Source organism: Desulfosporosinus sp. Tol-M2 (assembly GCF_059735615.1).
On the sequence record NZ_JCAIJG010000153.1, the window covers coordinates 13,696 to 31,321 of the forward strand.

At 41.6% G+C, this 17,626-nt stretch carries 15 protein-coding genes and 1 pseudogene; 8 read left to right on the top strand and 8 right to left on the bottom strand.

Annotated elements, in window-relative coordinates; genetic code table 11:
* Positions 1–673: 673 nt before the first annotated feature.
* Together AC6I5A_RS11700 and AC6I5A_RS11705 are read right to left on the bottom strand one after the other, a co-directional pair.
* Positions 674–1,108 carry a HepT-like ribonuclease domain-containing protein gene (locus tag AC6I5A_RS11700; protein WP_034616060.1) on the bottom strand — a complete coding sequence of 145 codons (435 nt, stop codon included), beginning with the start codon at positions 1,106–1,108 and terminating at the stop codon, positions 674–676.
* A complete protein-coding gene (locus tag AC6I5A_RS11705) occupies positions 1,092–1,391 on the bottom strand; it encodes a nucleotidyltransferase family protein (protein ID WP_034616063.1) in 300 nt (99 codons plus the stop codon). Before AC6I5A_RS11705 ends, AC6I5A_RS11700 begins: the two co-directional genes overlap by 17 nt.
* Before the next feature lie 362 nt (positions 1,392–1,753).
* Between AC6I5A_RS11705 and AC6I5A_RS11710 the strand changes: the two are divergent.
* Positions 1,754–1,989: pseudogene (locus tag AC6I5A_RS11710) on the top strand (DUF2442 domain-containing protein).
* 37 nt (positions 1,990–2,026) lie between these two features.
* Here the strand turns inward: AC6I5A_RS11710 and AC6I5A_RS11715 are convergent.
* From AC6I5A_RS11715 to AC6I5A_RS11730, 4 genes are all read right to left on the bottom strand, one after another.
* Entirely contained in the window at positions 2,027–6,850 is a 4,824-nt protein-coding gene (locus AC6I5A_RS11715) for a RecQ family ATP-dependent DNA helicase (RefSeq protein WP_034616065.1), read from the bottom strand.
* A gap of 266 nt (positions 6,851–7,116) precedes the next feature.
* Positions 7,117–8,169, bottom strand: coding sequence for a DNA-processing protein DprA (locus tag AC6I5A_RS11720; RefSeq protein ID WP_052168059.1), 1,053 nt, complete (start codon positions 8,167–8,169; stop codon positions 7,117–7,119).
* Positions 8,166–9,722 (bottom strand): helicase-related protein, encoded by a 1,557-nt coding sequence (locus AC6I5A_RS11725; protein ID WP_497900702.1) that lies wholly within the window; start codon positions 9,720–9,722, stop codon positions 8,166–8,168. The genes AC6I5A_RS11720 and AC6I5A_RS11725 overlap by 4 nt, the downstream gene beginning before the upstream one ends.
* A 93-nt stretch (positions 9,723–9,815) precedes the next feature.
* Positions 9,816–10,079: a sporulation initiation factor Spo0A C-terminal domain-containing protein gene (locus AC6I5A_RS11730; RefSeq protein WP_052168061.1), complete on the bottom strand. Its 264-nt coding sequence runs from the start codon at positions 10,077–10,079 to the stop codon at positions 9,816–9,818.
* Between the two features lie 202 nt (positions 10,080–10,281).
* On the opposite strand from AC6I5A_RS11730, the gene AC6I5A_RS11735 reads away from it, so the two are divergent.
* From AC6I5A_RS11735 to AC6I5A_RS11755, 5 genes are all read left to right on the top strand, one after another.
* On the top strand, positions 10,282–10,569 hold the full coding sequence (locus AC6I5A_RS11735; protein WP_497900706.1) for a helix-turn-helix domain-containing protein: 288 nt from the start codon (positions 10,282–10,284) through the stop codon (positions 10,567–10,569).
* A 197-nt stretch (positions 10,570–10,766) separates the two neighbouring features.
* The gene (locus tag AC6I5A_RS11740) at positions 10,767–11,006 is read left to right on the top strand and encodes a helix-turn-helix domain-containing protein (protein WP_034616072.1); all 240 of its coding nucleotides are present in this window, start codon (positions 10,767–10,769) and stop codon (positions 11,004–11,006) included.
* The gene (locus AC6I5A_RS11745) at positions 11,006–12,058 is read left to right on the top strand and encodes a DNA cytosine methyltransferase (RefSeq protein WP_034616075.1); all 1,053 of its coding nucleotides are present in this window, start codon (positions 11,006–11,008) and stop codon (positions 12,056–12,058) included. The genes AC6I5A_RS11740 and AC6I5A_RS11745 overlap by 1 nt, the downstream gene beginning before the upstream one ends.
* Complete coding sequence (locus tag AC6I5A_RS11750) at positions 12,051–13,103, top strand: DUF262 domain-containing protein (protein ID WP_034616078.1); 1,053 nt, start codon at positions 12,051–12,053, stop codon at positions 13,101–13,103. The genes AC6I5A_RS11745 and AC6I5A_RS11750 overlap by 8 nt, the downstream gene beginning before the upstream one ends.
* Before the next feature lie 7 nt (positions 13,104–13,110).
* Entirely contained in the window at positions 13,111–13,767 is a 657-nt protein-coding gene (locus AC6I5A_RS11755) for an MAE_28990/MAE_18760 family HEPN-like nuclease (RefSeq protein ID WP_497900707.1), read from the top strand.
* A 120-nt stretch (positions 13,768–13,887) separates the two neighbouring features.
* Here the strand turns inward: AC6I5A_RS11755 and AC6I5A_RS11760 are convergent, their stop codons facing one another.
* Positions 13,888–14,022 (bottom strand): DUF3102 domain-containing protein, encoded by a 135-nt coding sequence (locus AC6I5A_RS11760; protein WP_497900703.1) that lies wholly within the window; start codon positions 14,020–14,022, stop codon positions 13,888–13,890.
* Positions 14,023–14,055: 33 nt separating this feature from the next.
* Positions 14,056–15,105 carry an SAP domain-containing protein gene (locus AC6I5A_RS11765; RefSeq protein WP_497900704.1) on the bottom strand — a complete coding sequence of 350 codons (1,050 nt, stop codon included), beginning with the start codon at positions 15,103–15,105 and terminating at the stop codon, positions 14,056–14,058.
* 319 nt (positions 15,106–15,424) lie between these two features.
* Here AC6I5A_RS11765 and istA point away from each other — a divergent pair, with 319 nt between their 5' ends.
* The gene (istA, locus tag AC6I5A_RS11770) at positions 15,425–16,738 is read left to right on the top strand and encodes an IS21 family transposase (RefSeq protein ID WP_497900705.1); all 1,314 of its coding nucleotides are present in this window, start codon (positions 15,425–15,427) and stop codon (positions 16,736–16,738) included.
* The gene (gene istB, locus AC6I5A_RS11775; protein ID WP_034616084.1) at positions 16,728–17,474 is read left to right on the top strand and encodes an IS21-like element helper ATPase IstB; all 747 of its coding nucleotides are present in this window, start codon (positions 16,728–16,730) and stop codon (positions 17,472–17,474) included. The genes istA and istB overlap by 11 nt, the downstream gene beginning before the upstream one ends.
* The last annotated feature ends 152 nt before the right edge of the window (positions 17,475–17,626 follow it).

Here is a 17,626-nt window from a genome sequence, read left to right on the forward strand (position 1 = left end):
TCTCTTTCCCAGGGCAGTGCTTCCCGTTCCATCACAAGCCGCTTGATTAGCCGCTAAGCGATTGTAAATAGCATCTGCTTGTTCTTGATTAAGTTTACCCTCGGCGACTCTTTGGTCAAGGATTAATTTCTTTTGCTCCAGGGTCGCAGCTTTAAACTCATCTAACTTGCCGACTTCTTTCGCTATTGTTCCATAGGTTTTTCCTGTTGCTCTCTCGGCAGTGACTTGTTCTATAGTTTTCCCAGTTAATTTTGCTGTGATTTCAGCCGGTGTCTGACCTGTTACCGCGGCGAAGGCAGTTCCAGTTACCCCTAATAAACCTGCTACTGTGACGGCTGCGATATAAGTTTTAAATCTCTTCATTTGTCCATACACTCCTTTTTTCAATTGATGTCCATGGCTGAATTATAGTAAGGATGTATGTCAAAATTATGGCAAAAGTTTGAAACATTTGTGTCATTAATACATGGCTGCACTCTATTTTTTCGCATGCAGTTGAAAAAGAGAAGCATCCAGATTCATAAATTCAATCCAAAATTCCGAAAAATCAAGTTCATCATGTAGGCCATAGCGCAGCAAAGCTGCCGACAATAAGCTTATCCCACCGAGAAAAAGCCTCACGATCCCTGACAGGATTACGGGGCTTTGCTCTATACACACACGGCTCTCATCATTATTCAAACTTGATATGCCTATAATAGAAACTCTGCTTAGCTACCTCATACTCCTCTTTATCAAGATTACCTTTATCAAGTTCTGTTGTAACTATTTCCATTAGCTTTCTTTTTAGTAGAATCAAATTGTTTTTGATAATATCAAATACCATAAAAGTATCGATATTTATGTAGTCATGAACAACTCTATTCCTAAAACCTTTAATCTCCGACCAACCAACATCGGTATAGATCAACTTAAGTTCATCACTGATTTTCCCAATATTCTCGCCTATGTTAGCAAATAGATTGAGTGTAGCGTTAAAATTCATCTGATCGTTATATTCATAGAATGCTTCTGCGTTTGAACAATCCTTGGAATATAGTAAGATTTTCTCAATACATTCCAGTAGGTTGAGAAGATACATGAGGTCGTTCCTAATGCATGGTAACATATATGATCTCCTTTTTTGCTCGATGGAGTACTATTGGATTGGCATACTTAGCTATAACAATATCGATACGTTTATTAGTAAACAATTGCAGCTCATTTCTTAGTTCTGAAAGCAACCGATAATCAACGTTATCTTCGATGAGGATATCAATGTCATTCGATAACTCTCCCCTAGCAGTAGATCCAAATACCCCTATTTTACTCAAGCCGAATTTATTAAATAGATTGTTACTAACCATAATGTCCTCCAATTGAGAGACTTGATTAGTTTGCTCAAACACCATTATCGCCTTCTTCATCTGTAATATACTTATAGTTAAATTTTACCACACAAACTTGATTAATGCTATCAACAACCTTCTGATCTTCCATCCCAGTTTCAGACGGAGGGACAGGCTTGCTTAGATATCCCGCTTAGAAAATGTCCGTGTCTTTATATCGTTTGTTTCAACATCGTCAAGGCCTTTCTATACTTCTCCAGCCTTGAGAAGTCTTCTTCAGTGGGATTCTTAATCCGCTCAAGGTTCATATTGTCCGAATATTGCTGCTTGGGCAACAATACATCAGGAAGAACTTGAGGCACTATGGAAGTCCGTTCAGGAGACCGGTGAGTATTTTACAATTAAGGGTTTGGAGTGATTAGAATATGTTACCAAGACCAAAAGAAGTCAAGCCATTGAACGACTTCAGATTACAAGTGCTTTTTGATAACGGAGAGACAAAGATTTATGATATGTCAAAGCTAATTGAAGAGCCGTTTTATCGCAAATTGAAAATAAGCACATGTTTAATACTGTTAAAGTGAGCGATATTACTTTAGAATGGGCATCCGGCGAGGATATCTGCCCCGATGAGCTATATAATAACAGTACAAATGCATAGCGTGTGCTCATTTAATTCGCCGCTTTTTTAAAGTACGCTATAGTGCACCTATTCTTTCAAAACAAAGTTCGGGTAAGACAATTCTGATTTCGTGTTCTGCGTCTTCTTTCCGCCAGTAGACGATAAATCTGATTTTCGCTGTTATTGGGACATTGTTTTTTTGCTTTCTATCTTCTATTTGTTTAATCAATTGTTTGGAGAATCTTAGTACCGCTTGTCCTTTTGCATTACGGCAACAATCCCTGTCAATGGTCAGTTCATCCCCGCTCTTCAGTTGCGCAACCAGATGTTGAACGGATGAAAAAAAGTCCAGCCAGACGTCTTTATAGGTTAAATGCATCGCTAATTGACGGGGCGGCAAGTAATCTTCCGCATCGTAAATCCGTTCCAGACCTTCCGTCTTAATAAATTGCAAATAATTGCCGTTATAGTGGATGGTCAAGTTACGTTTCGCCCTGGTCATGGCCACATACAGCTCCCGGATAGTTTCCTCCGATCTAAGGCTAAAGTGATTGAGCATCAGAAACACATTATCAAACTCGCGTCCTTTCGCCTTATGAATCGTTGAAACAAAGATTGTTTCGCTGTTTCCGCCCAGGAAATCTTCCAGTTTCGATTCGCGGATAAAAACTTCCAAATCCGATTTGTATTTACTTTTCGGATTAGTCGCCTCAAAATCTTGGATCAGGTTGCCGCAGATCTCACGGTTTGAGCTGCGGCCAAAGCTTTCTTTTAATTCCCGTTTGGCAGTCTCCCAGACATCCTCGTTAATTACATAAACGTCTTCCGCCAAATTGAGCCGGCTGAGAAAAAAGCGAACTTCCAGAAGGTTATACAAACTGAATCCCTCATTTGACTGGATCAGTTTGGCCGGCAGCCCCTTCTTCACCAGCAAGCCGGTAATCTGTAAAGTTTCTTCATTTGTTTTGGTTAAAACACACGTCGTTCCGGTCAGCCCCTCTGAGAGGAGATCCTTTACCAAGGGGGTGATAAGGTTAGCACTCCGATATTGAACCAGCTTAATTTTTCCGTTGTCCCGCTGGACGGCCATAATGGGCGTATCCTTTAATCGATGCGGAATTTTATTGGCGAACTGATTGGTAAAATCGACAAGGTTGCGTTTACTCCTGTAGTTATCAACCAGTTCATAAAACATGGCAGCTTTTTGTTCAATCAGGTTCACCATGTATTCCGAACTGGCGCCTCGGAATTTAAAAATATTCTGATCATCATCGCCTACGGCAATGACGCGCATTTCCTCGTTTAGTGCCATTAAAGCGTTGATCAACGCAAACTCGTCAGCATCCATGTCCTGCGCTTCATCGATGACCAACACCGTTTTCGTTACTCGGCCTTGATCAACTTCGCCGCTTTTGATTTTCTCGATCGTTTGTTGCACAATTTCTGCCGACTTTTCCAGAGTTCCCACCCTTCCCAATAAATCAAAGCAGTAAGCATGGAAGGTTTTGATCTCTATGAAATTAGCCGCGTTGCCAATCAGTTTCAGCAAACGCTTCTTGAATTCCGTAGCTGCCGCCCTTGAGAAAGTCAACATCAGCAATTGTTCATGCTTGACATCTTCCATTAACAGCAATGAGGCCAGCTTGTGCACCAAAATTCGTGTCTTGCCGCTCCCGGGACCGGCTGCCACAACAATATATTTTGATTCTTTATCGTTAATAATTTTTAACTGGGTTGGTGATAATTCACCGAAAAGTTGTTGGAACTTAGCAGGTGTAATATTTTTCGTAATTTCATTTTCTCTGCTGCCCTTAAAATATTTTTGGATGAAGAAAGTGTAATTGAGGCGAAAATAATCTTCCACAAATTGGAGCGCCGCTTTGTAATCACTGATCATTTTCCGGGCGTATTCGCCGACAATATGGATTTGCTGAACTTTGTTTTGGTAAAACTGCTCGAGGGTCTGGTAATCCTCCGCTTTATAACGCTTTCTATTGTCCTTCTCCAAACGTTCGATCGTCAAAGCATTATACAGAACAAAAAAACCGCCCTCAATTTTTAACGCTTCAATTCTGGCTAAGTAAAAGAGCGCATCCTCAATATCCTCTGAACCGGCTTTGGCGTTAATAAGCAGATATCTTCGTTCATATGCCTCTTTTAATTCGAAGACCGAAAACTCAACTAACGCTTCTTCTTTATTGGTTTCCTCTTCCACTGGGTTTTTATTACTTAGATCATACAGATACTCCAGAATAAATTGGGCTATTTCATGACGTTTACTAAACTTAGCTTCAAGTACCTCCTTTTTCTGGAGGCAAAGCATAGCAATATGGTTCCTGGAATGAACTGCGGTTTGTTTTTTTATCCAGTGTGTAATCGCCCAGAAATTAAGGATGGTTAGGATCTTATGCGGGGTAACGTCTGGACAGCCATCTTCTTCGGCTTTTTCGTTAAGCTCTTTGAGATGGTATATTTTTTCCCCGTCTTCTAAAACGGTAAGCAGAAATTTCTCGATTTGCCAAAACGATTTCAGAACGCTCAGGGAACGGTTTTTCTGCTCTTTTCTCTTGATATAGGCCGTTAAATCTTTGGTGTGAGCTAAAATCTTTTCTTCAATGAGCAGATTGATAACTTCTATTACTTCCTTTTTTTCAATTCCCAAGTGGTCGGAGATATAATCAATTCTCGCTTCCGCCTGTTCAAATCCTGCGTGTATTCTGCTTCTACTGGAAAGAAGTTTCTTAATGATGCGGACTGCTTGTACTCTTTGCTTCTCATCGAATCTGGGCGAGGCGTTGATCTTAGCGATGGCTTCCTGCGCATTTTGGGAGAGAATACTGTTAGCATATAATCTGGGCATATTTTGGCCCCGCTTCAGATAACCGGCTTCTTCTAAGGCAGCGATGGCTGTCTTCACCCTTGTTTCGATTTCCCTGATGCTATCGTCCCAACCGGCCTTGCGGGCAATCTCCAGAGCGGATTGAGATACTTTGGATCGGACCCTGGTCAGATCTTTAATTGCTTTCCATACCTGCTGGATTTCCTGGATACTAAGTTTGGTCTGGTTCAGAAGAATAAAATGCTTATTCAGGTCTTCTTCGTTAAACAACACAAAACAATCGGCGGAGATGTTTTCATCTCGTCCGGCCCGGCCTGCTTCTTGCACATAATTCTCCAGTGAATCGGAAATATCATAGTGAATGACCATCCCCACGTCTTTCTTGTCTACTCCCATCCCGAAAGCGGAGGTGGCGACCATGGTACGGACCTCGCCCCTGATAAAGGCGTCCTGATTTTCCGTTTTTTCTTTCTTCTCCATCTGGCCATGATAGGGCTTGGCCGGATAACCATCTTCCGTTAATCTTTGGGCCAATGTATAGGCTTTATATGTTCGGGAAACATAAATAATTGCCGGGCAGTCTTTTTCGGCCAGCAAATTGCGCACAGTATTGTATTTTTCTTCTTCGCCCGCTTTCTCGAAAACGCTGTAGCGCAGATTGCTGCGTGAGGCGCTCGAACTGTAAACCTCAAGCTCAAGCGATAGTTTCTCCTTGAAATAATCCCGAATATCCTCAATCACCTTTTGCTTGGCCGTCGCGGTAAAACAAGAAACCGGGATGCCCTCCGCGAGATTTTTCTTTTCCTGGAGGGATTTGATGAAGTCCCCAATATATAAATAATCGACTCGAAAATCCTGTCCCCAGGACGAAAAGCAGTGTGCTTCGTCGATCACGAAGCGCACAACATTTCGGCCGAAAAGCAAATGTTCAATTGTCTTTGAACGTAAAGACTCCGGCGCGATATAAAGAAGGGAAGCCGAACCGTCTTCCACTCTTTCCAAGGACTTTGCCCTTTCAATCGGGTCGAGCAAGCCATTAATCGTTACTGCATCGGTGATCCCCAATTTTTCCAGATTATCCACCTGGTCTTTCATCAACGATTGCAACGGGGAAATAACGACCGTCAAACCCCTTAAGTTGCTGCCGCTCATTAAAGCCGGCACTTGAAAAGTAATTGACTTCCCGCCACCCGTAGGAAACACCGCCAAGAGTGATTTATTGGCCACCGCAGCTTTGACGGCTTTTTCCTGTAAAGCTTCCCCGGCATAGGTGCGATAAGCGTCAAAGCCGAAGAAGCGTTTTAAGCCTTGATGAACATCCAGAGCCTCATGGCAGTAAGCACAACCGCTCAAACAGGGATTGTTTCTTAATAAAAACATAATCCGCTCAACGGCCGGATATTTTTTGATCACCCAGGGCGGCGTAATGGAATAGAGACTATTTGTATTGATCAAGGCTAAACAGTAAGCTAATTCAATCGGATGTTCTGAGACAAGTACCGGAAGATTTACCTGCGCGCATATTTTGGACTGAAACGTATCCCGGATCACTTTTTCGAGATCGCTATTATCTACCTCATTGTCTTCGTCATATTTTAAGAAACGAAAAAAGGTGCCAAACTCCTTTTGATCTTTGAGCAGACCATAGAAAATTTGTTTTAAGGCATTGCCCGCCTGTTGAAAAGCTGAAACCTCGTCAAAGAAAAGGTCTCTGGCCTTTATCGCATCGTTTAACGGGTTGTTGGTATCATCTGTCTGCAGCTTATCATCCTTGAGCAGCGCATGATAAGGTTTTGCTGGAAACAAAAGGGGAGAAAAAAACAACGTATCTATCGCATACGCATCGCTGATCTCAGCGGCCTCAAGAGCAGGTTGAATGTATTTTAAATCATGATCGAAAATATTATGACCGCAAACATATTGTGACCCGTGCAGAAATTTAATGAAGTCCGCAACCGAAGTGGAGTGAAAGGAGCTGCCATCACCCTTAACGCTGCCGATATCAAGAATTTTCCTGCTCTTTGGTTCAATTTCGGTATCAATAAAAGCGATAGATCTCATGTTCTTCCCCCCTTTCAAAAAAACTTTAATGATGAAAGGACATACTTAGACTTGCTCCTTAATTTTTCGCCAAAATGTCCGATATTCCTTCCACGATTACCAGATCTTACAAAAATCATGAGAATCATTCCCAGCAAGATCCCATAATATGTGTTCCTTCATTAGTAATCTGACTCTATGAATTGAAAACGCTGAACGCAACAAAACATGCCTCTAAGAATGCTTAGATTATGGGAGGCAGGTTCATAATTCAAGTCAATAATTATTTAAAACAGAGCAATTTGCTCATTGACCATGACCTTTGATTCTTGTTCATCCTTAATCAAATATTGTCCGCGTAAATCTACATGCTGAATTGTTTGGTCCGTTTTTTGTTTGAACCAATCACTCAAAGGTTTTGTGCCAGACAACACTTCTAAATCAATGGGTGTAGCCCCTTGATTTACTAAAATACTATTTCCACTTGAACATGATTCTCCAATTCGGACAAAAAGTGGAACCCATTTTTCTTTAAGGTTCTCCGTGGCTCCGGCCCAAGTTCCTCCTTTTTTTTCTACAGCTGAAACCACAACTGCATAATCAGACAGAGCGTAAACAAATTTATTTCGTTCCATAGCATTATAGACTCGAAAAGCTGCATTTGGGTGGAAAGGCGAGAGTAACAATAATTTATTATTTAAAATATTTTCTCTCACTTCACGACGCTGGATGATCTTATCTAACCCATTTGCCAGAATAGCCAGGGCACGCCCTCCGTAATTAAGTGCAGTATCTTGGGCAATAGAGTCTACCCCTCTCGCTCCGCCAGAAATAACAACCATCTCTTCACCTGCGCACCTTTGAGCCAGTTTAACAGTAAATTCCACACCAGCGTTATCAATGTCACGTGACCCTACGATTGCTACGCCCCCAACTGTGGCAAGTTTATGATCTCCAACACCAAATAAAACGACAGGAGATTTCCTTCTTAGTACTTTCTTTAAACGTTGCGGGTAAGTGGGTTCTGCTCGCGTAGTTATCCATACGCCTAAGCTGGATAAACGTTCGATTTCCATCGATAGGTTTGCCCCACGAGCCAGTAACCTTTGCATTCGCTCGACCTGAGCTTCGTTTAAAGCAAGTTGCTCTTTCCACTCTTTTGGATCTGCTTCAAAAAAAGCCCTCGGATACTTTAACGAAGAAGGGGCGAGTTTTTCAGACAGAGCGTTCCATTCAGAGAGGCTTAGGGGTTTTAAATCCATGGTTTTTTCTCTATGTAACCCGACATTAGTAGCAAGTAAAAGAATTGCTTGGCTGTCAATAGACAAACTCATTGTCATTCAGTATCGCCTCCTCCTGATGTTGAAGCAATTGCTAAAGGAAAAACCGGCCCGCATCCCGCCTCGCGTAATAAACTTCCGCATACGGTCATTGTCCAACGTGAATCGATCATGTCGTCGACGAGAAAAACCGGGTCTGCAAAAACCTCTCCTTGAACGGAAAAGGCGCCGAGAATATTGGACGCCTGTTGTATACCGTTCTGCATGTTTTTTTGCTCAGAGGTTTCCCGAATTTTAACTAACACTGAATGAAAAGGTATGCCTAGCTTTCGGGCAAGCCTTTGCGCAAAATTGAGGACTAACTCGGGGCGCCGTAAAGAAGGAATCGCTGTAACCCAAGTCGGATAGGGATCAGGCTGCCATGCATTAATAAGCTCTGCAACTGCATCGACCAATTCATCACTAAAGTAACCGTCTGTAAATTTATTACGAGCAGCAAGACGCCCCCATCCCGCGTCTCTGTAGATACAAAGGACACGCCCAGATTCGTTACGTAAATCTTCGGGGATTCGTCCCTTTTTATTGCCGAATCCACCGGAAGGCCACTGCTTCCTAGGTTCAATTTCCAGAAAGTCTCTGCGCAAGAAGGTAATCGCCTCCCTCACAATAGTAGGCTCAATAGATGTTGACAGACCTTCACCCGTACAGTTAGCACAGCGCGAGCATTCATTTGCATATGGGTCGTCCAGTTCCTTGGATATATACTCCATAAAACATTGTTTAGTTAGGGTAAATTCACTCATGATCGCCATTTCCTGGCGTCGCAAGTTAGTAACCTTTTCAAAGCGCAAGAGATCTGGCTTCCATAGATTAACCGTTCTATAATAGGTACTCTTGTTTCTGGCTACGATTCCGTCAATCTCTAAAATCTTGACACATTTCTCGACTCGTACTTTACTCAAATTGGCGTATCTGAGTATTTCGTTTATCGTTAGTCCACGCTCAGATTCTTCAATCAATTTGACAACCCGAACCATTTCACTAGAAGTAGGAAATGCAGAATTAATAAAGTATTCCCCTATTTCATCATCTTCACTACCCGTTAACAGTATAGCATAAGCTGTATCTAGTGCTCTACCCGCCCGTCCGATCTGTTGATAGTAAGCTATAACTGAAGAAGGTCTTTGAAAATGAATTACAAAACCCAGGTCCGGCTTATCAAAACCCATACCTAAAGCAACTGTAGCTACTAATGCTTTTATTTCATTTTGCAAGAGTCTCTGTTCAAGTATTTCCCTTGTGGCATTATCAATTTTTCCTGTATACTCTGCAACATCGTAATGTTTCATCCTAAGCCACTGAGCTACTCGGCGACAATCGGCTATTGTTAAACAGTATATAATACCTGAACCTGGTAAATCAGAAAGGTATTCTGCCAGCCATGCCAATCTTTCTGCTTGATGCGCAAGCTGAATAACTTGTAACTTAATCGAGTCACGCGCTAATGCTCCTCTCAAAACCAAAAGATTAAGGCCAAGCTGTTCGGAAATATCGTCCACAACTCGAGAATTAGCCGTAGCGGTTGTCGCCAAGATCGGAATATTAGGGGGCATCAATTTCACATTATTGATAATCGGCCAGTTTTTTCGCTTAAAATTATAGAGCACCCCAATGCCAGGCGCTTTGATATGCGCTTTCGTTATCAATTATAAATATAAAAGGGGATTCCCTGCCTTTATATACTCTGAAATAGTCCCAATGAATTCCTCGACCGTGGGTTTCCCTTTTGGAAAAAGGTAACGCTGTTTTTGCCTGATTTCCTCATTAGGATTGCTCCAACCAGCGTCAATTGTTTCCTGTATTTTATTCCGAACCTCGTCCGGCAGCACACCATGCGCTTCTGCTATCTTGTGATACAGTCTGTCATAATGTATGTTTCTGTCTGTATTTCGCTTTTTGTGCTGACGCATAATCTGCCTCCTGTGATCCAAATTTCCAATTTATCTGATTAGATCGCACATATTATTAATTATATCCGTTTAAACAGAACATGTCCACCTGAATTGATGGTCTAATCAGACATAATTACCTTATATGTGGGATATAATCAGATGCAGGTGGTGATAAAACGTGAGCGATGATTTATTCTACAGACGGCTGACTCAGTTAAGAATGGCAAAAGGCGTATCGGCAAGGGACATGAGTTTATCCCTCGGTCAAGGGCCTGGATATATTAACAACATCGAAAATCGGAAGGGCTTACCGTCTATGACGGTGTTCTTCTACATCTGTGAATATCTTGGTGTATCACCAAAAGAATTTTTTGATGACGGGAATCTCTATCCAACGCAGATGCGCGAATTGATCGAAGATTTGCATGCGTTGGATGAAGAACAGCTTACTAATATCCAATTTATTGTAAAAGGACTAAAAAAGCAAAAGTTACAAAACTTTAGCTGACGGTACAAACCGTCAGCTGTTTTCATCGCGTCATGCGTAGAGCGGGCCAGACAGAAAGCACGCGATAGCTACTGTATTGATGTGCATCGCCCAGTATCTTATTGCCTGTTGACTTATTGTCTGTTGACTTATTGTCTGTTGACTTATTGTCTGTTGACTTATTGTCTGAAATTCATATAATCTAATTGGGTGATTATATGAATTTATTGCATGTATTTGCTGGCAATCTAAAACGATATCGATTACAGTTTGGTTTATCACAAGAAGAATTTGCTGATAAGGCCAGTTTACATCGAACATATATTAGTGCAGTTGAGCGTGAAAAGAGAAGCATTGCGCTTGACAATATTGAAAAGATCGCAATGGCATTAGAAATAGATGCCTATTTGCTGTTTGTTGAAGAAAATCGCCATTTGACTGCAAAAGAGGTGAGATAATGCCTTGCGCTGTGGTAGATCTGTTTTGCGGAATTGGAGGACTAACGCATGGTCTCATACAATCAGGGTTACAGGTGATAGCAGGATTAGATATTGATGATACTTGTCGATATGCTTATGAATCGAACAACGATTCGTTGTTCATTGAAGCCGATGTTGGACAATATCCCTCTGTTAATATTAAAAATTTGTATCCAGAGGGAGAAGTGCGTGCTTTAGTTGGATGTGCTCCTTGTCAGCCATTTTCAAGATATACTCAGCGGTATAGGAAGGATGGACATAAAGGAGATAAATGGAAATTACTTTATTCTTTTTCGGATAAAGTCCGCGATATTTTGCCAGAAATAGTGTCAATGGAAAATGTTCCTGACTTGGCTTCTGAGGATGTATTTTATGATTTTAAAAGGTCATTAGTTGAAATGAGCTATAATGTGTCGTGGAGCATCGTTTATTGTCCTGATTATGGTGTTCCTCAGAAAAGGAGAAGATTAGTGCTCCTTGCTTCAAGATTAGGTTCAATTACATTAATAGAGCCACAATATACTTCCGAAACATACCTAACGGTTAGAGATGCAATCGGAGAACTTCCGGCTATTGAGGCAGGCCGGTCTTTGGAGACGGATCCTTTGCACTGTGCAGCTTATTTATCAAAGATTAATCTCGAACGTATAAGACAATCCCGTCCTGGCGGATCATGGAGAGACTGGGACGAAAGACTACAATTAATTTGCCATAAAAAGAAAAGCGGTAATACATATCCATCAGTATATGGAAGGATGAATTGGGATGAACCAGCGCCAACGATAACTACGCAATTCTTTGGTTATGGTAACGGTCGATTTGGTCATCCTGAACAGAATAGGGCATTATCTTTACGTGAGGGAGCGATGTTGCAATCATTTCCAGGTAACTATGCTTTTTTACCGTCAGATGCAGAAGTGAGCAAAAAAGCTCTTGGTATCCACATCGGGAATGCAGTACCTGTGAATCTTGGGAATGCCATAGGCTTAAGCATAATTCGACATGTTGAGGAGGTTGAACAGAATGGTTAAAAGAAAAAAAACAATATCTCTGGAACAAAAAACCAAGGCTGAAATTCAACTAAAGGATCTCCAGCGGCGTGTCGATTATGATACAAAAGATTTTACTGTTGAATTGATTGTAGAAAAATTTAAAAGAGGTGAGTTTTTCGTTCCCGGATATCAAAGAGACTTTATATGGTCGGATAAAAATAGAGCTTCTTTTATTGAATCAGTTCTTTTGGGCCTTCCTATTCCATTTATGTTTTTTGGAGACTGCGAAGATGGGAAAATGGAAATCATTGACGGTGTCCAAAGAATTAATACATTAGTGTCATTTATTAACCACCAGTTGCTTTTGCAGGATCTCCCCAAGTTAACTGAACTCAATGGTTTTAGTTTTGCAGATCTTTCTGAGCCTCAACGGAGAAGATTTTACAATAGAAGCTTGCGTATTGTTGTATTGGATAACAATACGCCTGACGAACTTCGACAAGATATTTTTAGTCGTGTTAATAGATCCGGCAAAAAAGTAACTGACTCAGAATTCCGTCGTGGTACATATCCGGGCAAGCTAACAAAATTTATTGATAACTGTGCAAAAGATACGTTGTTTATAAAGCTATGCCCCGTATCGGAAATGCAGGAAAAACGGCACGAGCGTTTTGAGTTAATTTTGCGGTTTTTCGCGTATGTAAATGACTACACTTCTTTTGACCACCGAGTTGCTCCTTTTTTAGATACGTTTTTAGTTTCAAACCAGACTACATTTAATGAAGACACTTATCGTACAGAATTTAGAGCAATGTGCAAGTTTGTTGAGGAATACTTCCCATTTGGATTTGCCAAGACAGGAAATGCAACCACTACCCCAAGAGTTAGATTTGAAGCTATCTCCGTCGGTGTGGCTCTTGCCCTAAGTGAAAATCCTGAATTAAAAGTATCATCTATAAAGTGGATTGATTCAGAAGATTTTGAGGAACTAACTACATCGGATGCCAGCAATAATCAAGGCAAATTAAAGAAGAGAGTAGAATATGTAAGAGATCAATTATTGGCCGGTACCGTACATGAATAATACGATGATGCTTTACGATGACCGAAAATCAGAAATTGAGTTTTATTATTCTATAATGTTGGAGCTAGAACACAATAGCCAAATAATTCGAACGTTGGATAACTCAAAATTTTTGCGTATACTGAAATCCAATTTTCTCCTTATGTTGTACAATTTAGTCGAGGCTTGCATAGTGAGCGGTATGATGGAAATATATGAGAACTTAAGAAATAATCCAAGTAGTTACGCAACCCTTATTACTGAGATCCAAACAATATGGTCTAATCATAAAATTGGTAAGGTTTATTCAAACGTAGCTGGACGAACAGCATATGAAGATTGCGTGCAAGCCATTATCACACAGGTAATTACTAATCAACCTATTATTTTAAGTCGTGATGGATTGGGGATAAGCGGAAATCTTGATGCCAGGGTTATAAAAAGACTTTGTGATAAGCATAGAATTAGATATGTTGCTTCGGATGATGACGGTTGTCTTAAAACCGTTAAAGAAAAGAGAAATAATCTTGCACATGGTGATGAATCCTTTGGGGACTGTGCCAGGGATATGACTTTAACTGATCTTGAACATATAAAAGATGAGGTATGCAATTTTATTAAGAGCATACTTGATGGAATGAAAGATTACTATGATAACAAACAATATTTATCCGATGATGATTGAAGTTATATAAAGCTGTGAGGTTAGGTAAAATCTCACAGCCTATGTTACCTTAAACCTTTTGGTAGGTTAGACCCCTTAAGCGAGGCGAGCACTGCCGACCAGGATCGCACCAAAATGCCTTTATTCATAAGGAGCTACGGGTGCGTAATCTGAGTTGCTATCGGAAGCATCAAGCAGTTTGCTCACGTACTCTCTGAAGACCGTCATAAATCTGACAGCTGTACTCTGATAGTAACTGACCGACTCCTCCAGCAACTTACCCCCTTATATTCGGGAAGTACCTGACCCCTACCGAGCGGAGCTAGGCGAGCTCTTAATATTCGGATATTTCTGCTTGAAGCGCCGTTTTGCTTTGGCATACATTTTAGTCAAGGCTTCAGTATCTTTGCGTCTTTCCATTAAAACTATGTCTACACATTCTTCAGGGGTAAAAAGATGAAACGGAGCACTCAATCGGCCCATCCGGTCAAACATTACTGTTTTAAGTCCTTCGTCCGACAAATTAAGTTCTTTCTGACAATGGATAACCGCGCTTGTTATTCCAGGCGCCATTGTAACGATAGAGTCTTTATAGGGGAAAAAGCTCAGAGCATATATTCCAAGAAACTGCGGATCGTAGTTGTTGCTTAGTCCACTCAAATCGTAGAACACAACTTCAGATAACATGCCCAACGCATCCCTAATTTTGTTTTCTTCCATCAGAAAAGTTGACATATGATGCCTGCAGTTTCTGTATAAGCCAAAGTTATGAGCTGCGAAATGCCCCATGCTTCGTTTGTTAAGATACCCCCATATTTTATCACGATAAGGCATATAGGGAGGCTCATGTATTATTCTGTTGAGCGACCATATATCCAGATCTTCAAGAGCATGCCGGTGTATATATGGCACATAACCTTCTTCTTCAATCGTCTGCTTTCCGAGTTCGGTTAACTGGTATGTTCTTTTGGCAAAACGGGAGTTGAGTTCATCTTGAGGAACCTCCGCTATCAGGCGTTGCACCAACTCGTCTTTTTTACCGTTCACTTTAAGCCCGTGTTTTTTCAATTCCTCCTTTAGAACTGTTGCATTCTCTAATGCAACGGCACTCTGCAAATCACCGACTTTCAGAAATCCTCGGTCAAACAGGGAACGAAGACATATGTCTACATCCTGTACACCATACCGATACCACCAGAAACCTGGAAATGAATTGCCTTCCGTATAATACGCACGGGAATAATCAAGAATCAACACCTCATGAGGGTATAATCTGTGCTTACTGGCAATTGCGTTTTGCACCCTCTTTTCAACCGGAACAATTTCCTCAGCAGAAGAAGGGATAATTTCTGTAGCCACCTTTATATATGACGATATATTTGCTTTGGGCTGTTTTCCCTCTCTAGTCGTCACTCTGTACTGTGCAGATGGTTTTTCAGTTATACTCCATTCCCTGCGTGAATATTCCGAAGGTTTTGAGCCAGTAAATCCGATATACAGAGCCACATAATCCGGGATTGGGAGCCAGTGGTTTTAAACGGAGAATCCGCTATCGAGAGCCGCCAAAGTAAGTATTACAATGAAATTGCGGTAATGCCGTAATACTTACGAGAGGGGGACATTTTTATGTCCAAAGAAAAGCAAATTTTGCAACTCCGCATAAAGGGACAAAGAACTTTTGAAAAGCGGTGTGACCTTAAAGCTCCTGTGGGAGGAATACGTTGATACCTGTCGCCGTTCGGAAAAGCCTCCGTATATGTACTCCCAATTCTGCAAACTTTATCAGGACTACGTTAACCGGCACCGCCTTACCATGCATATCCGGCACAAGCCGGGTGATAAGCTGATGGTGGATTGGGTAGGCACTCCCTTGCCACTTTACGACAAGCTAACCGGGAATAGCTGCAAGGTTTATCTGTTTGTTGCCACATTGCCGTTCAGCATGTACTGTTTTGCGAAGGCCTGCCTTACCATGAAAGAGGAAGACTGGATCAACGTACATATCAGTATGTATGAGTATTTCGGGACTTCCACCAGGCTGATTATCCCAGATAATCTCAAAACAGGAATACTCAGCAATAAGAAGCATGAAGACCCGATCGTTAATCGCGCATATCAGGAATTAGCAGACCACTATCAGACAGCCATCCTTCCAGCCAGGGTATTGGCACCCAAAGATAAAGCTGCTGTAGAAGGGTCGGCGGGGCAGGTTACATCCCATATCATAGCTAAACTGCGCAACCGTCAGTTCTTTGATATCAATGAGATGAATGCATCTATCCGGAAAGAACTGGATCGTTTTAACCACAACAAATTTCAGAAGAGAGACGGAAGCCGTTATTCTGTATTTATAGAAGAAGAGTTCCCATTTATGCAGCCTTTACCCCAATATCCGTATGAATTCGCGCAATGGAAAACTGCTACCGTGCAGCTGAACTACCATATAGCGATAGATTACCAGAATTATTCCATTCCCTACGAGTACGTCAAGAAAAAAGTAGATGTTAGATACACCAAAAATATAATTGAAGCATTCTACAAAGGTTCCCGCATTTGCAGCCATAAGCGCCTTTATGGACGCCGTGGACAGTATTCCACAGTTATTGACCATATGCCGGCAAACCACCAGCTTTACAGTGAGTGGGATTCCGCACGTTTCCTGAAATGGGCTTTGGGTATTGGGGATTTTACAAAAGAAGTTGTGCAAAAACTGTTTGATTCATACCGGGTAGAGGAACAGGCTTATAAGGGATGCCTGTCTCTATTAAAACTGGCAGATCAATACTCTCCTGAACGTCTGGAAAACGCATGCAGAATAGCACTTGTCCGGATCCCTAGTCCCCGGTATAGAAATATTAGATTGATATTGGAAGCCGGTCAAGATAAAAAGGGAGATGAAACTCCCCAATCCCGTTCCTCATCATCGGCATCTAACAAGTATGCCTGCGTAAGAGGTGCTTCTTATTACGGAGGTGGAAGCCATGAAGAATGAGACAATAAGGAAGCTCAAAAATATGCGTCTTCCCGCATTTGCGGAAGCCTATCAAAAGCAGGTTGAGAACGAGATGGAGTATCAGTCATTATCTTTCCATGAAAGGCTGGCACTTTTGGCAGATGCAGAGTACGATTCCAGACATAACAACAACATCCGGCGTCTGATTAAGAATGCTAAATTCGCAAACTCATCCGCTTTTCTTGGAAATATTGAATATCTCACAGACCGGCATCTAAACCGTGACCTTTTAAAAAGCCTGGCCGATAATGAATATATCCGTCAGAGTCTGAATGCCATCCTTATAGGAGCTACTGGGTGTGGCAAAACATATATTTCTAATGCACTTGGTGTTAATGCCTGCCAGTCAGGTTACAAAACGAGATACATCCGCCTCCCCGAACTGTTCAGCGAATTTGAAGCTGCACGGGTTCAAGGGAAATATCAGCAGCTCATGAAGCAGTATCAAAAATATTCCTTGATGATTTTGGATGAATTTCTCCTGATTCCCACATCTGATACAGAACAGAGGGACTTGCTCGAACTAATGGAGTCTCGATGCGGACAATCATCTACTATCATATGCTCTCAGTTTGTTCCAGAAGGCTGGCATGAAAGACTGGGAGGTAGCGCCCTGGCCGACTCTATTCTGGATCGGATTATACCGTCAGCGTATACCATGATAATTGATGGAGATGTTTCCATGCGTCAGAGAAAACGACGAATACCCGAATAATACGACCCAATTAAGGAGCCATCCAAAGGGTACCCGTTTAACCACGCTTGCACGGACAGGGCCACGCCTCGCCGGAGGAGCCCCACCTCTCAAAATCTCCTATAATAGATACGGCACGCATTGCGTGACTGTTGTTACTGACGCACTTTAAT

What these genes read in the sequence shown, in the direction of transcription:
- istB (WP_034616084.1), top strand. Translation starts at nt 16,728, where the DNA reads ATGAAGAATGAGACAATAAGGAAGCTCAAAAATATGCGTCTTCCCGCA.
- AC6I5A_RS11745 (WP_034616075.1), top strand. Translation starts at nt 11,006, where the DNA reads ATGCCTTGCGCTGTGGTAGATCTGTTTTGCGGAATTGGAGGACTAACG.
- AC6I5A_RS11735 (WP_497900706.1), top strand. Translation starts at nt 10,282, where the DNA reads ATGGCAAAAGGCGTATCGGCAAGGGACATGAGTTTATCCCTCGGTCAA.
- AC6I5A_RS11700 (WP_034616060.1), bottom strand. Translation starts at nt 1,108, where the DNA reads ATGTTACCATGCATTAGGAACGACCTCATGTATCTTCTCAACCTACTG.
- AC6I5A_RS11730 (WP_052168061.1), bottom strand. Translation starts at nt 10,079, where the DNA reads ATGCGTCAGCACAAAAAGCGAAATACAGACAGAAACATACATTATGAC.
- AC6I5A_RS11740 (WP_034616072.1), top strand. Translation starts at nt 10,767, where the DNA reads ATGAATTTATTGCATGTATTTGCTGGCAATCTAAAACGATATCGATTA.
- AC6I5A_RS11750 (WP_034616078.1), top strand. Translation starts at nt 12,051, where the DNA reads ATGGTTAAAAGAAAAAAAACAATATCTCTGGAACAAAAAACCAAGGCT.
- AC6I5A_RS11725 (WP_497900702.1), bottom strand. Translation starts at nt 9,722, where the DNA reads ATGCCCCCTAATATTCCGATCTTGGCGACAACCGCTACGGCTAATTCT.
- AC6I5A_RS11715 (WP_034616065.1), bottom strand. Translation starts at nt 6,850, where the DNA reads ATGAGATCTATCGCTTTTATTGATACCGAAATTGAACCAAAGAGCAGG.
- AC6I5A_RS11720 (WP_052168059.1), bottom strand. Translation starts at nt 8,169, where the DNA reads ATGACAATGAGTTTGTCTATTGACAGCCAAGCAATTCTTTTACTTGCT.
- AC6I5A_RS11705 (WP_034616063.1), bottom strand. Translation starts at nt 1,391, where the DNA reads ATGGTGTTTGAGCAAACTAATCAAGTCTCTCAATTGGAGGACATTATG.
- AC6I5A_RS11755 (WP_497900707.1), top strand. Translation starts at nt 13,111, where the DNA reads ATGCTTTACGATGACCGAAAATCAGAAATTGAGTTTTATTATTCTATA.